Below are 18,152 nucleotides of genomic sequence, written 5' to 3'. Positions count from 1 at the left end.
CTCCATGACGATGGCCGCACGCACACGACTATACAGGAACGACCAGCGGCTTTTGATGAGCATGCTGGGCCTTTCCGCCGCCTGCCATCTTTTTTTTGGCATAGCCCTTTTCGTTCTGCCCTCCTTCATGCCAAAGGCCGCGCCGCCCGTGCCCTTCGTAACGGTTGACCTCATGAACATGGCCGCTTACGCGCCTGCTCCAAGGTCGGCGGCCCCGGCGGGCGCCCTGCCCAAAGCCGAGGAGCCCGTAAACGAACCCGTGGTGGAGGAGCCCGAGGAGCCCCCCACGCCGGAACCTTTGCCCAAGCCCGTTGAAAAGGCCGAGATCAAGCCCCCGGAGCCCGTGGAAAAACCGGCGGAGAAAACAGGGGCCAAGGCCCCGGAAAAAGCTCCGGAACCGAAACCGGCAGAGTCCGTTGAGCCCGAAGAAGACCTTGACGCCGCCAAGAAAAGGGCACTGGCCGCCCTTTCCAAAAAGGTGGAAGCAAGGAGCAGGCCCGATTCCGTGGCCAAGGCCATTGCCGCGCTTAAAAAAAGGGGCGCTTCGCCGGGCGGGCTTGCAGCAGTGGGCGTCGGCCAGACGGGTGTATCTTCGGGGCTTCCTGGCGGAGAAGGTCTTTCCGACGCGGTGGCCCTGCCCAAGATCATGCAGTTTTACGTATACGACATTTTGAATAAACACATAAATGCCCACTGGGCCTTCGAGTCCAGCCTTGCAGGGCGAAACAAAAACCTGGAGGCCCGTGTACTTGTAACCATCATGCGCAACGGGACCATAGCCGACCACTTTTTCGAGCAACGTTCGGGCAATGCCTATTTCGACGATTCGGTGGACAAGGCCATTAAAAAATCCAATCCTGCGCCGCCCCTGCCTCCCACATACGCGGACGACAGGTTCCAGATCGGGCTTATCTTTATTCCGCCCGAGTAACGATTCGGGGATCAAATGACTGAAAAGAAAAAATTGCTGGTTTTTTTCCGTTTTGTTTTCCTGGCCGCTGCCCTGCTCGCCCTTCCCGGAGCGCGTATGGTGGAGGCCGAAGGCCCTGTGGTATCCAATGCCCCTCAGGCGGCTTTCTCAGGCCCGGCCACAGCCCCCTCCGAGGCGCGGGCCGCGACCCTGGTGACCTCTCCCACGCTTTCATCCCAGCGGATAGACTTGACCATAAACGATCCCAAGCTCAGGAAGATTCCCATAGCCATCCCGGCCTTTGTCCAGGCTCCCGGAAAGCCCCCGGCCTTCGCCGCAGCCTCCGAGGCCCGCGACCTGTGCGAGGAAACCCTCGATTTCACCGGGCTTTTCAAGGTGCTTCCCCCGGAAAGCCATCTGGTGAAGCTCTCCGGCGCGTCCGAGGACAGCCTGCGCTACGCCGACTGGTCCGCCATAGGGGCCGAGCTTCTCATCACCGGCGAGGTGGGGGCTACGGGGCAGAACCTTTCCCTATCCTTAAGGCTTTTCGACCCGGTGAACGGGCGCATGATCTTCGGGCGTCAATACCCCAACGCAATGGGCGTGCGGGGCGCGGTCATGAAGTTCTGCGCCGAGGTGATGAGGCACCTCACAGGAAGCGAGGGGGTTTTCAACACAAGGATTGCCTTTGTCTCCACCACCAGCGGCCACAAGGAAATCCACGTCTGCGACTTCGACGGCGCAAACCAGTTGCAGCTTACCAGCAAGAGCCGCATAGCCATGTCGCCCGACTGGTCCGGCGACGGAAGGCACATAGCCTACACCGCCTACAGGGACGGCGCGCCCCACATCTACATCTTAGACAGGCGCACCAACCGCACCAGGGCCGTTTCCCATTCCAGCATGGACATTACCCCCCGCTGGCGTCCCGGAGCCTTTGAACTGGCCGCCACTCTCTCCCTGACCAAGGACCCGGAGATTTACACGTTGACGGGAGACGGGAAAATCATTAAAAGATTAACGGATGACTGGGGAATAGACGTGTCCCCGTCATGGTCGCCGGACGGCTCGAAAATAGTTTTCGTCTCCAACCGAAGCGGTTCGCCCCAGATATACAAAATGAGCCCCGGAACAGGCTCGGCCAAGCGCCTGACCTTTTCCGGCAAATACAACACCGAGCCCCGTTTCAGCCCGGACGGGAAAAGCATAGCCTTCTCGGGCGATAAAAAAGGCGTTTTCCATATTTTCGTGATGGGCGCGGGCGGCGAGAACCCGACCCAGCTCACGAGCGGCAGCCACGACAACGAAAGCCCCACGTGGTCGCCGGACGGCAATTTCATAGCATTCAGTTCCACCAGGGAGGGGCCGTCCCGAATCTACATAATGAACGCAAACGGCCAGAATCAGCGCAGGCTTTTCAAAATGTCGGGCGAGCAGACGCAGCCCAGTTGGTCGCCGCGCCTCTTCCGCTGACAGGCGACATAAAAACGCGAACTGCTGTGTCGAGCGGCAAAGCCAATTTCAGTCACGTACGAACATCTTGATTTTGCCCAAGAACTCTGCGATTTCTTGGGCGGGTACGCTCCCTCGCCACTCGCTCGCACGCCGTGTTCATCGTTTTAATGACGCCTGGGGCGGGTGGTTTTAATGACGCCTGGGGCGGGTGGTTTTGATCAGGCCTGTGGCGGGCGGTTTTTGAACGGGTTCAATTTGATTGAAATACTAAGGGAGGTTCAGATGAAGACTTCCGTAAATACCGCAGTCTTGCTGGTTGCGGCCCTGATCGCACTGATGATTTTTTCCGGGTGCCCGAAAAAAGACACGGTCATGCCCACGACCACCGCAGTGGGTTCCGGGGTGCCGGGAGAAGACGCAACGGCGTCGGCTGACAAGCCCGGAGAGCCCTCTGGCACCGCACCCCAGCAGGACGAAATCACCTCAACCCCGATTCCCGACGAGCCCGATACCGGCGAAACCGCCCTTTCCGCCAGGGAGAAGGCAGCCTCCGGGGATGAAGAATATTCGGCTGAACTTGCCGCAGCGCGCCTTGCGGCGGCCCAGGCGGCTGTTTCTCCCACGGGGGCCCTGGACGCCGAGGCAAAAGCCAGGCTTTCAACCTTTGCCGTGTATTTCGATTTCGATTCCGCAGACCTTCGCGCCGACGCCCTGCCGGTCCTGGATCAGGCGGCGGGGACGCTCAAGGCCAACAAAACGGTGAAAATTCTTCTTTCGGGGCATTGCGACGAACGCGGAACCGCCGATTACAACCTTGCCCTTGGCCAGCGCCGGGCCGAAACCGTCCGCCAGTACCTGTCTGAAAAAGGAGTACCGGCAGGCACCCTGGAAACCGTTTCAATGGGCGAGGAAGAGCCCGCTGACAAGGGCCACGACGAAAACGCCTGGGCAAAAAACCGCAGGGTGGCGTTTCAGGTCAAATGATCAGAGGCCGGTCTTCGGCTCTCACGAAACACCCCAAGCGCATTACAGCAAGGAGAAAACGACCATGAAAAAGACCTGGAAAATCCGTTTGGCCTTGATGGTTGCAGCGATGTTCCTTCTGACCTTCACGGCCTGCGTGTCAAGGCCGGGCGTTGACGGGTCCACGGGCCCCATAAAGGCCGTGGAATGCGTATCGGCTCCCCAGCCGGAGGCGATTGTCCCGGTCAGTTCCTCATCGGAACAGGGAGCCGAAGCCTCCAGCTCCACCGAGGCCGAGGAAGTGGCCGCCAGCTCGCTGTCCTCTGAGCGCGAAGCCGGTGTATCATCGGAAGTGGCGGCGGTTGACGACCGCGAAGCCAAGTTCCGCGCAACCCGCGAGGAATTTGAAAAGGCTTTGGTCCATTTCGACTACGACCTGGCCCTCATCCGCGCCGTGGACATCCCCATTCTCGACAAGCAGGCCGAATTCCTCAAGGCGAGCCCCATGGTCACCACCACCATCCTGGGCCACTGCGACGAGCGCGGAACCGCCGATTACAACCTGGCCCTTGGCCAGCGCCGGGCCGACGCCATCAAGGACTACCTGGTGAAAAAGGGCATCGCCGCAGACCGCATGGAGGCCGTGAGCATGGGAGCGGAAGCGCCCCTGGACAAAGCGTCCACCGAGGCTGCCTGGGCCATGAACCGCCGTGGCGAATTCATCATAAAATAGCTGTTAGCGTTTTCAGGAGGCTGCCTTAAGGCGCAAATCCTTCCTTTCCCGCAAGCCGGAAAGGAAGGATTTTACCGCGCCCAGACTCCGTTTCCAGGCGGTCCCTTTGCCTGAAACACACTTGCCCTTCGGACGGAGCCAATCCGCCCGAAGGGCGGCCCCATTTGCGGAGATGTCATGGGAAAAGCAAGATTTCTCGTGTGTGTCGCAAGCCTTGCCCTGATAACGGGCTGCGCCTCCAAGGACGACATGCAGTCGGTGGCGAGAAGGGCCTACACCTTAGAACAGCAGCAGGAGACCGTGGCGCGTTCCCAGGCGCGGATCGACGAACGCCTGGCCTTCCTGGAGACGGAAACCGGCAAGAAGGACAAGCGCATAGCGGCCCTGGAAAGGGCCCTGGCTGAAGCCGAAAGAACCCAGGCCTCGGACATGCAGACCATGAGGGACCAGGTTGCCCGTTTCGGGGTTGAGATCGACGCCCTCAGAAGCGATTTCCGAAAGGTGACCGGCGAGGCCGAGGAAGCCGCCCACGACCTTGAAAAGCGCCAGGAAGCCATCAACCGCATGGAGGAAATCATCTCCCGCATGGATGTTCGGCTTTCCCGGCTTGAGGATTTCGTGGACGTTGAGGGCGGGAGAAAGCCCGGACAGGCCCCGACATCCGCCGCGAGAACGCAGGCCCCGCCGCCCGCTGCCGCTCCTGCCGTGGTTCCGCCAGGAGCCCCGGTTGTCGCCCCGCCTGTCGTTCCGACGGTTACCGAGCAAGCGCCCCCTGAGGTCCCTGCGGTTCCCGTGGAAACCGCAGCCAAGTCACTGAACGAAAAGGACCTTTTCGCCAAGGGCAAGGAAGCTGTGGAAGAGGGGAAATACGAGGACGCCCGCATCTATCTCACCGAGTTCCTTTCCCGCTTCGGTGGGGCCAAGCTGGCGGACAACGCCCAGTATTACGTGGGTGAAACCTATTTCCAGGAAAAATGGTACGAGCGGGCCATACTGGAATTTCAGACGGTTATCGAAAAATACCCGGCTGGCGACAAGGTCCCGGCCTCGCTTTTGCGCCAGGCCATGAGCTTCGAGTCCATGGAAGACAAGGAAAACGCCGGGCTCATTTACCGGGAGCTCATCAAAAAGTTCCCCAAGTCCAGCGAGGCGACCCAGGCCAAGAAGAAGCTGGAAGGCCTCAAATGAGACCCAGCAAGGGGCCTTGGGCGAAAATTCGCACGCCGTGATAGTAATGGGCATAGACCCGGGCCTCGCCTCCACCGGGCTTGCGGTGGTCACGGGCGACAGCCTCCGGGTGGCCGCCTACTCCTTCGGGGTGGTCCGCACTGCGGCCTCCACTGCCACGAGCCTTCGGCTCCTGCACATTTTCGAGGAGATAAGGGCCGCCGTGGAGGCGAAAAAGCCCGACCTCATCGTCGTGGAAGGCGTCTACACCCTTTCCCGCCATCCCAAGTCATCCATTCTCCTCGGAAAGGCCACGGGGGCCATAATGGCAGCCGGGGCCTTCTGCGGGGTCAGCGTGGAGGAGGTGGCCGTCCGGGAGGCCAAGAAGGTTCTCACCGGAAACGGCTCCGCCACCAAGGAGCAGCTTGAGCTGGCAGTGCGGAGCAGGCTTGGCCGCACCGAGGCCATACGCCCCTCCCACGCATCCGACGCCCTGGCCCTGGCCCTGGTTGGCCTCTACCGGGGCCTTTCCCCCTTTTCCCGGAAATCTCCATGATCGGATACATCGAAGGCAGCCTTTTCCGCAGAAAAGACGACCGGGTGATGGTGCTGGCCAATGGGGTCGGCTACGAGGTCCTCCTCCCCCAGGTAGTGGCCGAAAGCCTTGCGGGAACCGGGCCCGGCGATTTTCTGCGGCTTTTCATCTACTGGCACCAGACCGAGCGCTCCCCCAAGCCGCTTCTCATCGGTTTCAACTCCGAAGAGGAACGAGAATTTTTCGAGGTCTTCCTTTCGGTGGAGGACATAGGCCCGGTAAAGGCCGTGGCCGCCCTGTGCATACCCATAACCGAGATCGCCCTTGCCGTGGAAAACCGCGACTCCCGCGCCCTTCTGCGCCTGAAGGGGGTCGGGAAGCGCACTGCGGACAAGATAGTGGCCACCCTAAACGGCAAGCTGGGCCGCTTCGTGGATACCCACGCCGGGCCGACCCCGGGGATCGAACCTTTGGAGGAAACAAGGGGGGCCGTGGAGCAGGTGACCGACGTCCTCACCCGCCAGTTGGGCCATTCCCCGAACGAGGCCAAAGACATGATAACCAAGGCCCTCTTGCGCAGGCCGGACATAACAACGCCCGAAGAACTCTTCGACGAGGTCTACCGGGGCGCTTTGTGAACCCCCTTCCCGCCTGACCTTTTTTACGCCTTACCCCCCTCCGCCCTTTCCAGATAGATATTGTCAATTCCCGCTTTTCTTGCTATTAATTTAATCAATTTGACCTATAGACTTTTTCTCTTTAAATCCCTCCAAGGCCGCCCCCGTGCGCCCTTAACCCATCCCACCCTTTAAGGAGAAAACCATGTCCGAAGATTATCGCGCCATGTGGCAGGATTTAGGGCTTGATCTCGCGGCCCACGACGCCCTTTTGTCCGTTCTTGGAAAGGCTTACGGCGATATTTACATGTCCCAGAAAAACCGGCCCCAGGGCATGGGGTATTTCGATTTTGTCATGAGCGAGGTCCACGGGCTCCGCATAAGGGAGCTTCTGGACGAAAAAGCCGCCGGGCGCAAGATAATCGGCTCCTACTGCGTTTTCGTGCCGGAGGAAATCGCCCTGGCCGGAAACGCCACCCTGGTGGGCCTTTGCGCGGGCGCGGATTTCGCGGTGGAGGAGGTTCACCGCTTTCTTCCCGCAAACACCTGCGCCCTCATTAAGTCGTCCTTCGGGTTCAAGTTGGGCAAGGTCTGCCCCTACCTGGAAGCCGCCGACATGATCGTGGGCGAAAACACCTGCGACGGCAAGAAAAAGGCCTACGAGATTCTGGGCTTGCTTGTGAAGAACCTTTACGTCATGGACCTTCCCCAGATGAAATCCGCCGAGGGCCGGGCCTTGATGAAGGCGGAATTCACGAAATTTTTAAAGGCCGTGGAAAACCTGACCGGAAAAACCATAAGCGTTGAAAGCCTGAAATCGGGCATCGCCACGGTGAACGCCAAGAGAAAGGCCCTGCACCGGCTGGCTAGGCTCCGGGCCGCCGACCCCTCGCCCATCTCCGGCCTGGACGCGCTTCTGGTCAACCAGGTCTCCTTCTACGACAATCCGGCAAGGTTCACCGAATCAGTCAACAAAATCTGCGACGAGCTTTCACAAAGAATTAGGGACGGAATAGGAGTTTGCCCCCGGGGCGCGGCGCGTCTCCTTCTTTCGGGCTGCCCCATGGCGGTTCCCAACTGGAAGGTTCCGGCCCTGGTCGAAAGCCTGGGCGCGGTGATAGTGGGCGAGGAGCTCTGCACCGGCGAGCGCGGCGTGCGCAACCTCGTGGACGATTCCGCCGACACCGTGGACGGCCTGATCGAAGCCCTTGTCGACCGATATTTTCAGGTGGACTGCGCGGTTTTCACTCCCAACCCGGACCGGGTTTCGCACGTGGAGCAGATGGGCAAAGACTACAGCGCAGACGGGGTGATCCACTATTCCCTTCAGTTCTGCACGCCCTACCTCATGGAATCGGGCGGCCTTGCGGGCGCACTCTCGGCCAGGAAACTGCCGGTGCTGCGGCTGGAAACCGACTACGCCGCCGAAGACATGGGCCAGATAAGCACGAGGGTGGGCGCGTTTCTGGAAACCATCGCCCGTTGAAAAAGAGCCCGAAAGAGCGGATACCGGTTTCGCCCTGAAACCGGCGTCCGCTTTTCCGGGTTGACAATGGCCGAATGATGCCAATATTAGAAATGGACCTTTCACTGCCCTTTAAGGCTTTTTGAAAAGCCTGGCCGCAAACGCGAAGCGCCGCACGGCGTAGGGCGTTTAAGGCAGGGCGGGACTGGTCCGATGCCTCACAGGATGGAAGGTTTCCGGGTAGCCTCTGGCCCGGTAATTCCTCCTGGAACACCCCCTTAGGAGGTCTCCGGTTTTTTTCGGAGGCCTCTTCCTGCCTTGTTTCGCAATTTTTCATCAAACTATTCCTTGACACATTCGGCCTTCCCGGATAAAAATTAAAGGCTGTGGTCAAGGATATCACAGAATCTAAATTTTAACCCCATCGCGCCAAGGATTATAACCATGCTGTGCACCACGACAAAAAACGGCACGGAATGCAGCTTCATGTCCAAGAAGGGCTGCTCCTACGCCGCAGGAACCTGTCTTCCCATCGTTGACAACTGCAAGGGCTGCGCAAAGGCAGTGGAACTTTCAAACGGCTCCTATTGCATTGCCTGCCCCGACCCCGCCGCCAAGTGGAAGCGCGGCGTATGCAACCTTGCAACCCACGTGGCCGCAGCGCAAAAGAGCGCCGAGGGCGGCAAGCTGAATCCCTTGAAGGCGTCCAAGCGGGCCAGCAAGGGCAAGTAGCCCCTCTTAGGCCCGGAAAAAGAAGTGCCGAAACGAAACGGGCCTGGATTCCGGGCGGATTTTTTTGTCCGAACGCCGGACTTGCGTCCAAACCTTCGCAGGCCCGGCTCCACGCCGCACAGGCTGGCCCAGCCGGGCCGCCGAAACCGGATAACCATGTGAAAAGGGTATAACAGCCCTTTAATAAGGCTGGATGCGAAGCCTTTCTAAAAACGATGAAGCGCGAAGGAGTAAGAAAAGCCAACGAGCAAGCGTATTCAATATACGTGGCGGAGTTGGCTTTGAAATGCGACACCGCGATTCGCGTTTTTAGAAAGGCTGACAAGCCTCGCCGGAAAAAGCCTTTGGGTTTTCGGCGGGGCTTTTTAATGGAAACCGGGGATTTCGGGCGTCAACCTTTACGCCTGGACACCCTGGGCGTCCATCGAACAGGGCCTTTTTCCGGCTCCATCAATAATGTTCTATCAAGGACCAAACCCCATGAATCCGCTTGCCAGGGAACTTAACGACAATCTATCCGCAGCCAACGAAAACGTCTTTTCAATGCTTTCAAGCGTGGGCAAAAGCCTCTTCTTCCCCAAGGGCATACTGGCCCAGAGCGCCGAGGCCAAGGAGAAGGCGCACCGCCACAACGCCACCATAGGCATTGCCACCGAAGGCAAAAAGCCCATGTACCTCAAAAGCGTCATGGGCAAAATTCCGGGGATCGATCCATCCAACTGCCTGACCTACGCCCCATCCTTCGGACTTCTTGAGCTGCGCAAGCTGTGGCAGGAGGCCCTGTTCAAGAAAAACCCCGGCCTTTCCGGAAAGACCGTGAGCCTTCCGGTTGTGACCCAGGCCATCACCCACGGAATCTGCGTTTTCGGCGAAATGTTCGTGGACCCCGGCGACGTGGTGATCCTGCCCGACCAGATGTGGGGCAACTACAACCTTATCCTAAACGTCAGGCGCGGGGCCAGAATCAGCCAGTACGCGCTTTTCGACGAAATGGGCGGATTCAACCTTAAAGCCTTCGAGGCCAAAATAAAGGAAGAGGCCGCCAAAAACGGCAAGATAATCGCGCTTCTGAACTTTCCCCAGAATCCCACCGGCTACACTCTCACCAAAAGCGAGGCAAGCGCCGTCAAGGACATCCTGGTCCGCACCGCAGAATCCGGCGTGAACGTGGTGGCCCTGTGCGACGACGCTTATTTCGGTCTTTTCTACGAAGACGACTGCATGGAAGAATCCCTTTTCGCTGGCCTTTCCGGGGCTCACGAGAGGCTTCTCGCCGTGAAGCTGGACGGGGCCACCAAGGAGGATTTCGTGTGGGGCCTTAGGGTGGGCTTCATCACCTACGGGGCAAAATTCGCCCAGGGAAAGGAGAAGGCCGCCTACGAGGCCCTGGAGCGCAAGACGGCGGGGGCGGTGCGGGGCACCATCTCAAACGCCTCCCACCTGTCCCAGTCCATCGTTCTCGCGGCCATGAAATCCCCCGAATACGCCGCCGAAAAGGCCGAAAAGTTCGGCATCATGAAGGACCGGGCCTTTGAGGTTAAGAAGGTTCTGGCCGACCCGTCCTTCGGCGACGCCTGGAGCGTTTATCCCTTCAATTCCGGCTATTTCATGTGCTTAAAGCTCAAGACCGTTCCCGCAGATGAACTTCGGGTCCACATACTGAACGAATACGGCGTGGGAGTGATTGCCCTTGGAAGGACCGACATACGGGTGGCCTTCTCCTGCCTTGAAAAAGACGATGTGAAGGACATTTTCGAGGTGATTTACAGGGGCGTGAAGGACCTGGAGAAAAAGGGCATGCGCCTGTCGTGACGACAGCCCTTGGCCCGGCGGCTGAAAGGATGCCATGATCGTTGCCCAGGTTTTTTTCAACATACTTATTTTTTTGATTATTTTGAGTATCCTGGTCTTTGTCCACGAGCTGGGGCATTTTCTGGCCGCCAGGAGCCTGGGCGTTGGGGTGGAGGTCTTTTCCTTAGGCTTCGGGCGCACGCTCTGGAGCCGGAAAAAGAACGGCACCGAGTACCGAATGAGTGCGCTCCCCTTCGGCGGCTACGTGAAAATGACGGGCGAAGACCCAACCTCCGAGGTTTCCGTCGAGAGCCTTTCGGTATCCTTTGCATTAAAGCCCGTGTGGGCCAGGATGATAATCGTGGTGGCCGGGCCGTTTTCCAATTTCATCATGGCAGTGCTGGTTTTTTTCTTTTTTTTCATGGCCAGGGGAGTTCCTGTTTCCACGAGCGTGATAGGCGATGTCATGCCCGACTCCCCCGCCTTTCACGCCGGGCTTCTGCCTGAAGACCGCATTGTTTCCATAAACGGCGAGAAGATCACCGCCTGGGAGGAAATCTCCCCCCTGGTGCAGAAAACGGGGCAAGGCCCGGTAAGCGTGGTGGTTTCAAGAAAACCCCCGGTCACAGCCCTTCCCCTTGCGGGACTTTTGGGCGCAGCCCCCCACCATTTCAGGCGCACCATCGAAAAAGGGCCTCTGCGCGAGGTGGCCCTTTCCGTCAGCCCCCGGAAAACCCAGGGCCAAAACGAATACGGCGAGAAGAAAAGCCGCTACACCATAGGAATAGGCCCCGGCCCAAGCCTCATGGTTCCGGGCGGCCCGGTGGCGGCCATCCGGGAGGCTGTGGGCCAGACCTATACGGTCTGTTATCTCACCGTCGGCACGGTGGCCAGGATTTTCAAGGGCACGGTGAGCGCCAGGGAGACCATAGGCGGGCCTATCACCATGGCCCGCACCACCGGGGCCATCACGAAAAATATGGATTCGGACCTTGTGCGAACCCTGTGGACCCTGTTCTCCTTTCTGGGGCTTTTATCCGCAAGCCTCGGAATAATAAACCTTTTCCCCATACCGGTGCTGGACGGCGGCCACCTCCTGTTTTTCGTTCTGGAGGCGGTTTTCAGGCGTCCGGTAAGCCTTAGGATCAGGGAATTGTCCACCCAGGCCGGAATGGTGTTTCTCATTGCCATCATGATCTTTTTCGTAGTAAACGACGTCATCCGCTGGATTACCGGTTTGTGACACCCAACAAAATTCCCCGCGTCGAGGAGGGGGCCATGATTTCACACGTGTCGGCGGCAAGGCGTTTTTCCCTGGCCATGCTTGCCGCCTGCCTGCTTCTTGTTTCACCGCTTTCGGGCGCGGCCCTGGCCGAACCGGTTACCTGGAAACTGGCCACCATAGCCCCCAAGCGAGTGGGCTGGTCCATTTTGCTGGATACCGTGGTGGCCCCGGCTGTGAAAAAGGCCACTGACGGAACCCTGGTCTTCAAGTGGTACTACAACGGCGTTTTAGGCGACGACGTGGCCTTCGTGAAGCAGATACACGCGGGAACCATACAGGGCGCTGGTTTTTCCGGGCGGGGCGTGGTTCTTGCGGTGCCCGAAGCAGGCGTTCTCCAGCTTCCCTTCCTTTTCCGGGGTTACGACGAGGTGGATTACGTCATCCACCGGCTGCGCACCACCCTGGACCGGTACGCCGAACGCCGGGGCATGAAATACCTCTATTACGGCGACCAGGACTTTGACGAACTCTATTCGGCCTCGGTCCCGATAACGAAACTTTCGGATTTCGCCGGAAGAAAGTTCATGAACTGGTGCGGCCCCCTTGAGGCCGAAGTGCTGAAAACCCTTGGGGCAATTCCGGTTTCCGGCTCGGTGGCCGAGCTTTCGGCCAAGATTCGCACCGGGGAGGCCGACGCCTTCGTGGCCCCAGTCTTCTACACCGTGGGGGCCCAGCTTCACGCCGTGACAAAATACATAAACACCCTTCCGATAAGATACTCCCCGGCGGGAATAATAATCGGAACAGGCCCCTGGAAGGCCCTCAAGGCCGAATACCGGGATCGCTTGGTTGAAGGCCGGGAGGAGCTTGCGGCCCAGTTCAACCCCAAAAACCGCGCCGAGGCGAAAAAAGCCGTGGATTCAATGGTGCGCTACGGGGTCAAAAGGGTGGAGACGACCCCGGCGGAGCTTGCCCGCCTGGAAAAACAGGTGGCTCCCCTGTGGAAAAAACTTGCAGGAAAGGATTACCCGAAAGAGCTTCTGGACGAGGTTCTGGGGTATCTCAAGGAATACCGGGAAAGGGCTCACAATGCCGGAAAAAACCGTTGAACGCGCTCCCGAAAAGGAGCTGGCCAGCGCCCTTTTTGCTCAGAGGCAGGCCTTTTTGGAGGACGGGGAGCCCTGCTGCGAAGTCCGGCTGGCCGATCTTTCGCGCCTTGCATCCAAAATAGCCGAAAAATGCGATGACATAGCGGACGCCATGAACGCCGATTTCGGCAACCGCAGCCGTCACGAATCCTACGTGGCCGAGCTTTACACCACCCTGGCCGGTATCCGCCACATCAAAAAGAATCTCGCTTCCTGGATGAAGCCGGAAAACCGGCCCGTCAACAAGGTCTTCCTGCCCGCAAAAGCAGGCGTCCGTTACCGGGCGCGCGGGGTGGCCGGAATAATCTCGCCCTGGAACTACCCCTTTTACCTGGCCATCATGCCCCTTGCCACAGCTCTGGCGGCCGGAAACCGGGTGATGCTGAAACCCTCCGAGGAAGCGCCCGCCACAGCCGCCCTCATGAAGGAGATGCTATCTGAAATCTTTCCGCCCGAACGGGTCTGCACGGTCTGCGGAGGCCCGGAGGTGGGGGCGGCCTTTTCGGCGCTCGCCTTCGACATCCTGCTCTTCACCGGCTCCACCACAGTTGGGCGTCACATAATGACCGCAGCGGCCCAAAACCTCACCCCGGTAATCCTGGAGCTTGGCGGCAAGTCCCCGGCGCTCGTGGGGCCTTCAGCCGATCTTTCCCTGGCGGCGGACCGGGTGGCCCTGGGAAAGGCATTCAACGCGGGCCAGACCTGCGTTGCCCCCGACTACGCCCTGGTCCCAAGGGCCAGGGTTGACGCCTTCGCCGAAAAGGTCGCCGCCGTCTGGCGCAAGAGCTACCCGGCGCTGGCCGACAACCCGGATTACACCTCCATCATCAGCCAGCGCCACTTCGAGCGCATCAACGGCCTTCTGGATGACGCCAAGCAAAAGGGGGCGCGGATCCAGCACATAAACCCCACCAACGAAACCCTTTATCCTTCGCGGCGCAAAATCGCCCCCACACTGGTTCTCGACCCCACGCCCGAAATGCGGGTGATGCAGGAGGAAATCTTCGGCCCGGTCCTGCCGGTGGTTCCTTACGACGACCTGAGCCAGGCCGTCGCCTTCATAAACCAAAGGCCCCGTCCCCTTGCCCTTTACGTGTTCGACAACGACCGGAAACTTGTGGAGGGCATCCTGTCCAAAACCGTTTCCGGCGGGGCCTGCGTGAACGACGTGATGCTCCACGTGGCCCAGGACGAGCTGCCCTTCGGCGGCGTAGGCGAAAGCGGCATGGGCCAGTACCACGGCCGGGAGGGTTTCGAGGCCTTTTCCCACAAGCAGGCGGTCTTCTGGCAGAAAACCCCCAACACCCAGGGCTTCCTTCGCCCGCCCTATCCCAGGAGCCTGATGGCCATACTCCGAATGCTTCTCCGCTGGGGCTAAGGCTGGATAAAAACGCGAATCGCTGTGTCGTGCTGCGAAGCCAATTTCAGTCACGTACAAACATTATGATTTAGCCCAAGAACTCTGCGATTTCTTGGGCGGGTACGCTCCTTCATTGGCTTCTTGCTCTCCTTGCGCTTCATCGCCAATATTCAGACTGGTATCCAGCCTTAGCATTGCTGTGCTTGAAAAGCGTTGCCGGGGCGGAATTTCAACGCGGGCGGCCCAACTGCCCGGAGCTGTTGACGTATTCCCGCCTTAAGGCTACAATGGCTTCCCGGTCCTGAAAACCGGGGCGTATTCACCGTCATCGATCACGGGGGCCATGAAACTAACCTCAGGCGTTTCAAATTCCCTTGGCGCATTGGGCCGGTACGGCCTCACGTGGTTTCACCACGCGGCTGACCTTCTGGCCTTCACGTGGCGCCTTTTTTCCCTCTCGGTGCGAAAGCCCCTGGTGGGAAAACCCCTGGTCCACCGAATCGTTGTGGAGCAGATATACTTCACCGCCGTCCAGGCCCTTCCCATCATCATCCCCATAGCCCTTCTCATCGGGGCGATGCTCATAGTCCAGTTCGGCAAGGTGGCCAGCCAGTACGACCTCGGGAAAATCACCGTCCTCATACTCATACGCGAGGTGGGGCCGCTTCTCACGGCCTTCATCGTGATTTTGCGAAGCAGCGTTGCCATTACCGCCGAAATCAGCTACATGCGGATTCTAAACGAAATCGAGGCCATAGAGCTTTACGGCATCGACCCCATGCACGTATTGGGCTATCCGCGCCTGGTGGGCATCACCACCGCCATGCTGGGGCTTTTCATCATATTCGACCTTGCGGCGGTATTCGGGGGCTACGCCCTTGCCTGGAGCCTCACGGACATAAAGATGGAGGAGCTTCTGCCCCAGATGGCCAAGGCCCTGGGAGGCCGCGACATAGCCGTGGGAATCGCCAAGGCCCTGTTTTTCGGAGTGATAATCACCGTGGTGAGCCTTCACCGGGGCTTCACCGTGAAAAAGGAGATGACCGCCATTCCCGTTGCCTGCTCCGGCGGGGCCGTGGAAACCCTTTTTTACATCCTGGCGGCCAATATCTTCCTGTCGATTCTTTTCTACCTTTAGGCGGTGCGAATGTCTGTGGTGGAACTGAAAAACTGCTCCTACGCGCCCTGGGGCCAGGGAAACGGATTGGCCCCCTTTTCGTTTTCCCTCGAACGGGGGGAGGTTGCCGGGGTGGTGGCGGACAAAAACGAGGACGCCCACCTTTTTCTTCGGGCACTGGCCGCCCTGGAGCGCCCGCTTTCGGGGGAACTGTATCATAACGGTCAACTTGCCGACGCTTCCGACTATCGCAGGACCCTTGCCTACAAGCGCCGGGTGGGCTACGTTGCATCCGATTCGGCGGTTTTCTCCAACCGCACCCTGGGCGAGACCCTGCTTTTTTCGGCGCATTATTTCGGCGAGGTTGACGCGAGCGTAATCGATCCGGCCATCATGGCCCTGTGCGGGCATTTCGAGATAGCGGGAAAGCTCGATCTGAGGCCCGCCCAGGCCTACGAGGAGGATGTGCGGCTCACAATCCTGGTGCGGGAGCTTGCGAAGAACCCCGATCTTTTCATTATCGAGCGGCCATCCATGCACCTGGACCACCCAAGCCACATGCAGGTCCTGGAAAGGCTCCGGGAGCTTGCGGCCCTGGGCTTGCCCCTGGTGCTTTACACCTTCAACCAAAAACTGATGAACGAGCTTGCCACCAAGATCGTGCGCATAAGCTGCGGCGCGCTTTACGTGGACGAGCGAAAATCCCCGGCAAGGTGAAAAAGTGGAACTGGTTTACAGGCGGCGGGAAAAAATCGTCGGGCTGTTTCTGGTCATAACCGCCCTTCTTCTGGTAACCACCATTGCCGCCATAGGCAGGGGCAAGGACTGGTTCCGAAGCTACGTCCATTATTACACTGTTTTTCATCAGGCCTACAACCTGGACGAAAAGGCCCCGGTGAAAATGGCCAAGGCCAACATCGGCAAGGTGAAGAAAATCGAGCTGGAAGGCGACCTTGTGCGTGTGGACCTGGCCATTCTTTCCGCCTACGCCCCCCGCATCCGGCAAGGCTCTGTCACCACCGTTGAAAGCCCCACCCTCATAGGCGCGGAGTACGTCTCCATCAAGCCCGGAGACCCCAAGGCCCCGGAAATCCCTCCCAACGGGGTCATCCCCTCCGAGGCCAAAAAATCCGTGACCGACATCTTAAATGAGTTCCGGGTGGAGGAAACCGCGAAAAAGGTGGTTCTCGCGGTTCAGGAATTGACCGAGATCATTCACCAGATGCACGACCAGGAAGGCCCGCTATTCAAGGCCATAGCCAAGCTGGACGCCTCCTTGGCCCACACCGAAAGCCTTCTCGGCTCCATCGAGCGCGGCGAGGGCACCCTTGGCGGGGCCATCCGAAGCGACCGCCTTCTGGTGGCCATAGAGGCCAACATGGCGGAAATCCACGCCATTTTGCGGCACACCAAGGAGGCCACGGCGCTCATTCCCGGCACCGTGGGCAAGGTGGGCGGGGCGGTGGAGAGCATCGGCGGCACGGCCAACAAGGCGGGCGGGGCCGTGAGCCAGGCCCACGTGGACTTGGCCGAGCTTCAGAAGGTATTGGAAGGCGTCACAAAGGCCATGCTCCAGGTGAACCAGATTCTTTCCAACGTGGAAAAGGCCAGCCACGACGTGCCCAAGCTCACGGATTCAACACAAAGGAGCATGGACGACGTGCGCCAGAGCATGAGGGAGGTCGATAAAGTGGTGCGCTCGGTTCAGCAGCTTCCCTTAATCCGCAGCCGGGTTCCGGCGGAGCCCGAAGCCAAGTCCGCCGACGCAGATCTGCGACCTTGATCGCCTGTCCAAAAACGCGAATTGCTGTGTCAGACTTCGCGGCGCGGGTCGTCATGTACGAAAAGTACTATTCCTTCCCGCGCCGCTCGCCTTCCTTGCACTTCATCGTTTTTGATCAGGCTTAACGCTGCGCCGTTTGGAAGGGTTAAGGCAAAAAGGAAATTTTCAATTTTTTGGATCCGACATGATTGATAAGGCGGGGCACAAGGGCGAGGGGCACCGGGAGCGGCTTCGGGAAAAATTCCTGAAATCGGGGCTCACGGGCTTCCATGACTACGAGGTGGTGGAGCTGCTTCTGACTCTCGCCACTCCGCGCCGGGACTGCAAGGACGCGGCCAAGGCGGCCATGGCGCGCTTCAAGACGCTCTCTGGGGTGCTTTCGGCTGATGCTGACGAACTGGCCCAGGTGGAGGGAATCGGCCCCAAAAACGCCCTTGGCATCCTCCTGGTCCAGGCCGTAAGCAAGAGATTTCTGGAAAGCGGCCTTGCGGGCAAAGACCCCCTGCGCTCCACCCGGGAAACCTTCGATTACCTCTATCATCACCTTCGCGACCGCAAGACCGAATGCTTCACGGCCATTTTTCTCGATTCACAAAACCGTGTGATAAGAGTTGAAACCCTTTTCGAGGGCACCGTGAACGCGAGCCACGTCTACCCGCGCGAGGTGGTGCGCAAGGCCCTTTCCCATCACGCGGCGGGGGTGATAATCGCCCACAATCACCCCTCCGGCGAGCCGCGCCCCTCAGCCGACGACCGCGCCGTCACCCGCGAGGTGCTTTTCGCCTGCCGGGTAATGGGCATAAGGGTGCTGGATCACCTTGTAATAGGCGCGAACCGCTACTTTTCCTTCTCCGAGGACGGCGAAATTTCAAGGCTGGATACGGAATTCGACACAGCGGCAGTCCCCAGGGGCATATGAAAGCATTTTTATTGAATGATTCCGAGATGTTTCTATCCTTCGACAAGTTCCCCTGGTTTGCGGACGCGCCCGTGAAAAAAATCCTGAACGTGGAAACGCCTTGCCCCGGCCACCTCCACTGGCCCGACCTGGACGTTGACCTTACAACCGAAATCATCATGAACCCGGAAAATTACCCGCTCGTCAGCGGCGTTTCCGTTGACCGGGTTGTTTGAAAGCCAAGGTAACTATG

Annotated in this window: 18 protein-coding genes; all 18 read left to right on the top strand. The window is 59.2% G+C overall.

Features of this window, described 5'->3' with window-relative positions:
- Window positions 1-4: 4 nt before the first annotated feature.
- The 18 genes from HZB23_14730 (at window position 5) to HZB23_14645 (ending at window position 18,135) form a co-directional block, all read left to right on the top strand.
- Window positions 5-931, top strand: a complete 927-nt coding sequence (locus tag HZB23_14730) for a TonB C-terminal domain-containing protein (protein ID MBI5845912.1) — start codon at window positions 5-7, stop codon at window positions 929-931.
- 15 nt (window positions 932-946) lie between these two features.
- Window positions 947-2,383 carry a Tol-Pal system beta propeller repeat protein TolB gene (tolB, locus tag HZB23_14725; GenBank protein MBI5845911.1) on the top strand — a complete coding sequence of 479 codons (1,437 nt, stop codon included), beginning with the start codon at window positions 947-949 and terminating at the stop codon, window positions 2,381-2,383.
- Between the two features lie 264 nt (window positions 2,384-2,647).
- The gene (pal, locus tag HZB23_14720; protein ID MBI5845910.1) at window positions 2,648-3,349 is read left to right on the top strand and encodes a peptidoglycan-associated lipoprotein Pal; all 702 of its coding nucleotides are present in this window, start codon (window positions 2,648-2,650) and stop codon (window positions 3,347-3,349) included.
- Window positions 3,350-3,458: 109 nt separating this feature from the next.
- Window positions 3,459-4,061 (top strand): OmpA family protein, encoded by a 603-nt coding sequence (locus tag HZB23_14715; protein ID MBI5845909.1) that lies wholly within the window; start codon window positions 3,459-3,461, stop codon window positions 4,059-4,061.
- A 177-nt stretch (window positions 4,062-4,238) separates the two neighbouring features.
- Complete coding sequence (ybgF, locus tag HZB23_14710; protein ID MBI5845908.1) at window positions 4,239-5,249, top strand: tol-pal system protein YbgF; 1,011 nt, start codon at window positions 4,239-4,241, stop codon at window positions 5,247-5,249.
- A 37-nt stretch (window positions 5,250-5,286) separates the two neighbouring features.
- A complete protein-coding gene (locus tag HZB23_14705; GenBank protein MBI5845907.1) occupies window positions 5,287-5,784 on the top strand; it encodes a crossover junction endodeoxyribonuclease RuvC in 498 nt (165 codons plus the stop codon).
- The gene (locus tag HZB23_14700; protein ID MBI5845906.1) at window positions 5,781-6,401 is read left to right on the top strand and encodes a Holliday junction DNA helicase RuvA; all 621 of its coding nucleotides are present in this window, start codon (window positions 5,781-5,783) and stop codon (window positions 6,399-6,401) included. Before HZB23_14705 ends, HZB23_14700 begins: the two co-directional genes overlap by 4 nt.
- 184 nt (window positions 6,402-6,585) lie before the next feature.
- The gene (locus HZB23_14695; protein ID MBI5845905.1) at window positions 6,586-7,866 is read left to right on the top strand and encodes a 2-hydroxyacyl-CoA dehydratase; all 1,281 of its coding nucleotides are present in this window, start codon (window positions 6,586-6,588) and stop codon (window positions 7,864-7,866) included.
- A 423-nt stretch (window positions 7,867-8,289) separates the two neighbouring features.
- Entirely contained in the window at window positions 8,290-8,577 is a 288-nt protein-coding gene (locus HZB23_14690) for a hypothetical protein (GenBank protein MBI5845904.1), read from the top strand.
- 480 nt (window positions 8,578-9,057) lie between these two features.
- On the top strand, window positions 9,058-10,389 hold the full coding sequence (locus HZB23_14685; protein ID MBI5845903.1) for an aminotransferase class I/II-fold pyridoxal phosphate-dependent enzyme: 1,332 nt from the start codon (window positions 9,058-9,060) through the stop codon (window positions 10,387-10,389).
- Window positions 10,390-10,423: 34 nt separating this feature from the next.
- On the top strand, window positions 10,424-11,611 hold the full coding sequence (rseP, locus tag HZB23_14680; protein MBI5845902.1) for an RIP metalloprotease RseP: 1,188 nt from the start codon (window positions 10,424-10,426) through the stop codon (window positions 11,609-11,611).
- 35 nt (window positions 11,612-11,646) lie between these two features.
- The gene (gene dctP, locus HZB23_14675; GenBank protein MBI5845901.1) at window positions 11,647-12,702 is read left to right on the top strand and encodes a TRAP transporter substrate-binding protein DctP; all 1,056 of its coding nucleotides are present in this window, start codon (window positions 11,647-11,649) and stop codon (window positions 12,700-12,702) included.
- Window positions 12,683-14,119, top strand: coding sequence for a coniferyl aldehyde dehydrogenase (locus tag HZB23_14670; GenBank protein ID MBI5845900.1), 1,437 nt, complete (start codon window positions 12,683-12,685; stop codon window positions 14,117-14,119). The genes dctP and HZB23_14670 overlap by 20 nt, the downstream gene beginning before the upstream one ends.
- 325 nt (window positions 14,120-14,444) lie before the next feature.
- The gene (locus tag HZB23_14665; GenBank protein MBI5845899.1) at window positions 14,445-15,239 is read left to right on the top strand and encodes an ABC transporter permease; all 795 of its coding nucleotides are present in this window, start codon (window positions 14,445-14,447) and stop codon (window positions 15,237-15,239) included.
- 9 nt (window positions 15,240-15,248) lie between these two features.
- Window positions 15,249-15,935 carry a hypothetical protein gene (locus tag HZB23_14660; GenBank protein ID MBI5845898.1) on the top strand — a complete coding sequence of 229 codons (687 nt, stop codon included), beginning with the start codon at window positions 15,249-15,251 and terminating at the stop codon, window positions 15,933-15,935.
- A 4-nt stretch (window positions 15,936-15,939) separates the two neighbouring features.
- On the top strand, window positions 15,940-17,001 hold the full coding sequence (locus HZB23_14655) for an MCE family protein (GenBank protein ID MBI5845897.1): 1,062 nt from the start codon (window positions 15,940-15,942) through the stop codon (window positions 16,999-17,001).
- A gap of 184 nt (window positions 17,002-17,185) precedes the next feature.
- A complete protein-coding gene (gene radC / locus HZB23_14650) occupies window positions 17,186-17,920 on the top strand; it encodes a DNA repair protein RadC (GenBank protein ID MBI5845896.1) in 735 nt (244 codons plus the stop codon).
- Entirely contained in the window at window positions 17,917-18,135 is a 219-nt protein-coding gene (locus HZB23_14645) for a DUF2442 domain-containing protein (GenBank protein ID MBI5845895.1), read from the top strand. The genes radC and HZB23_14645 overlap by 4 nt, the downstream gene beginning before the upstream one ends.
- Window positions 18,136-18,152: the final 17 nt, after the last annotated feature.

The organism is Deltaproteobacteria bacterium (assembly GCA_016235345.1).
In the GTDB taxonomy this organism is placed as follows: domain Bacteria; phylum Desulfobacterota; class Desulfobacteria; order Desulfobacterales; family Desulfatibacillaceae; genus JACRLG01.
This window is presented reverse-complemented; position numbering and strand designations above follow the sequence as displayed.

Coding starts and splice junctions, on each gene's coding strand:
- tolB (MBI5845911.1), top strand. CDS start 947: ATGACTGAAAAGAAAAAATTGCTGGTTTTTTTCCGTTTTGTTTTCCTG.
- radC (MBI5845896.1), top strand. CDS start 17,186: ATGATTGATAAGGCGGGGCACAAGGGCGAGGGGCACCGGGAGCGGCTT.
- HZB23_14695 (MBI5845905.1), top strand. CDS start 6,586: ATGTCCGAAGATTATCGCGCCATGTGGCAGGATTTAGGGCTTGATCTC.
- HZB23_14660 (MBI5845898.1), top strand. CDS start 15,249: ATGTCTGTGGTGGAACTGAAAAACTGCTCCTACGCGCCCTGGGGCCAG.
- HZB23_14730 (MBI5845912.1), top strand. CDS start 5: ATGACGATGGCCGCACGCACACGACTATACAGGAACGACCAGCGGCTT.
- rseP (MBI5845902.1), top strand. CDS start 10,424: ATGATCGTTGCCCAGGTTTTTTTCAACATACTTATTTTTTTGATTATT.
- HZB23_14685 (MBI5845903.1), top strand. CDS start 9,058: ATGAATCCGCTTGCCAGGGAACTTAACGACAATCTATCCGCAGCCAAC.
- HZB23_14645 (MBI5845895.1), top strand. CDS start 17,917: ATGAAAGCATTTTTATTGAATGATTCCGAGATGTTTCTATCCTTCGAC.
- dctP (MBI5845901.1), top strand. CDS start 11,647: ATGATTTCACACGTGTCGGCGGCAAGGCGTTTTTCCCTGGCCATGCTT.
- HZB23_14670 (MBI5845900.1), top strand. CDS start 12,683: ATGCCGGAAAAAACCGTTGAACGCGCTCCCGAAAAGGAGCTGGCCAGC.
- ybgF (MBI5845908.1), top strand. CDS start 4,239: ATGGGAAAAGCAAGATTTCTCGTGTGTGTCGCAAGCCTTGCCCTGATA.
- pal (MBI5845910.1), top strand. CDS start 2,648: ATGAAGACTTCCGTAAATACCGCAGTCTTGCTGGTTGCGGCCCTGATC.
- HZB23_14700 (MBI5845906.1), top strand. CDS start 5,781: ATGATCGGATACATCGAAGGCAGCCTTTTCCGCAGAAAAGACGACCGG.
- HZB23_14690 (MBI5845904.1), top strand. CDS start 8,290: ATGCTGTGCACCACGACAAAAAACGGCACGGAATGCAGCTTCATGTCC.
- HZB23_14665 (MBI5845899.1), top strand. CDS start 14,445: ATGAAACTAACCTCAGGCGTTTCAAATTCCCTTGGCGCATTGGGCCGG.
- HZB23_14715 (MBI5845909.1), top strand. CDS start 3,459: ATGTTCCTTCTGACCTTCACGGCCTGCGTGTCAAGGCCGGGCGTTGAC.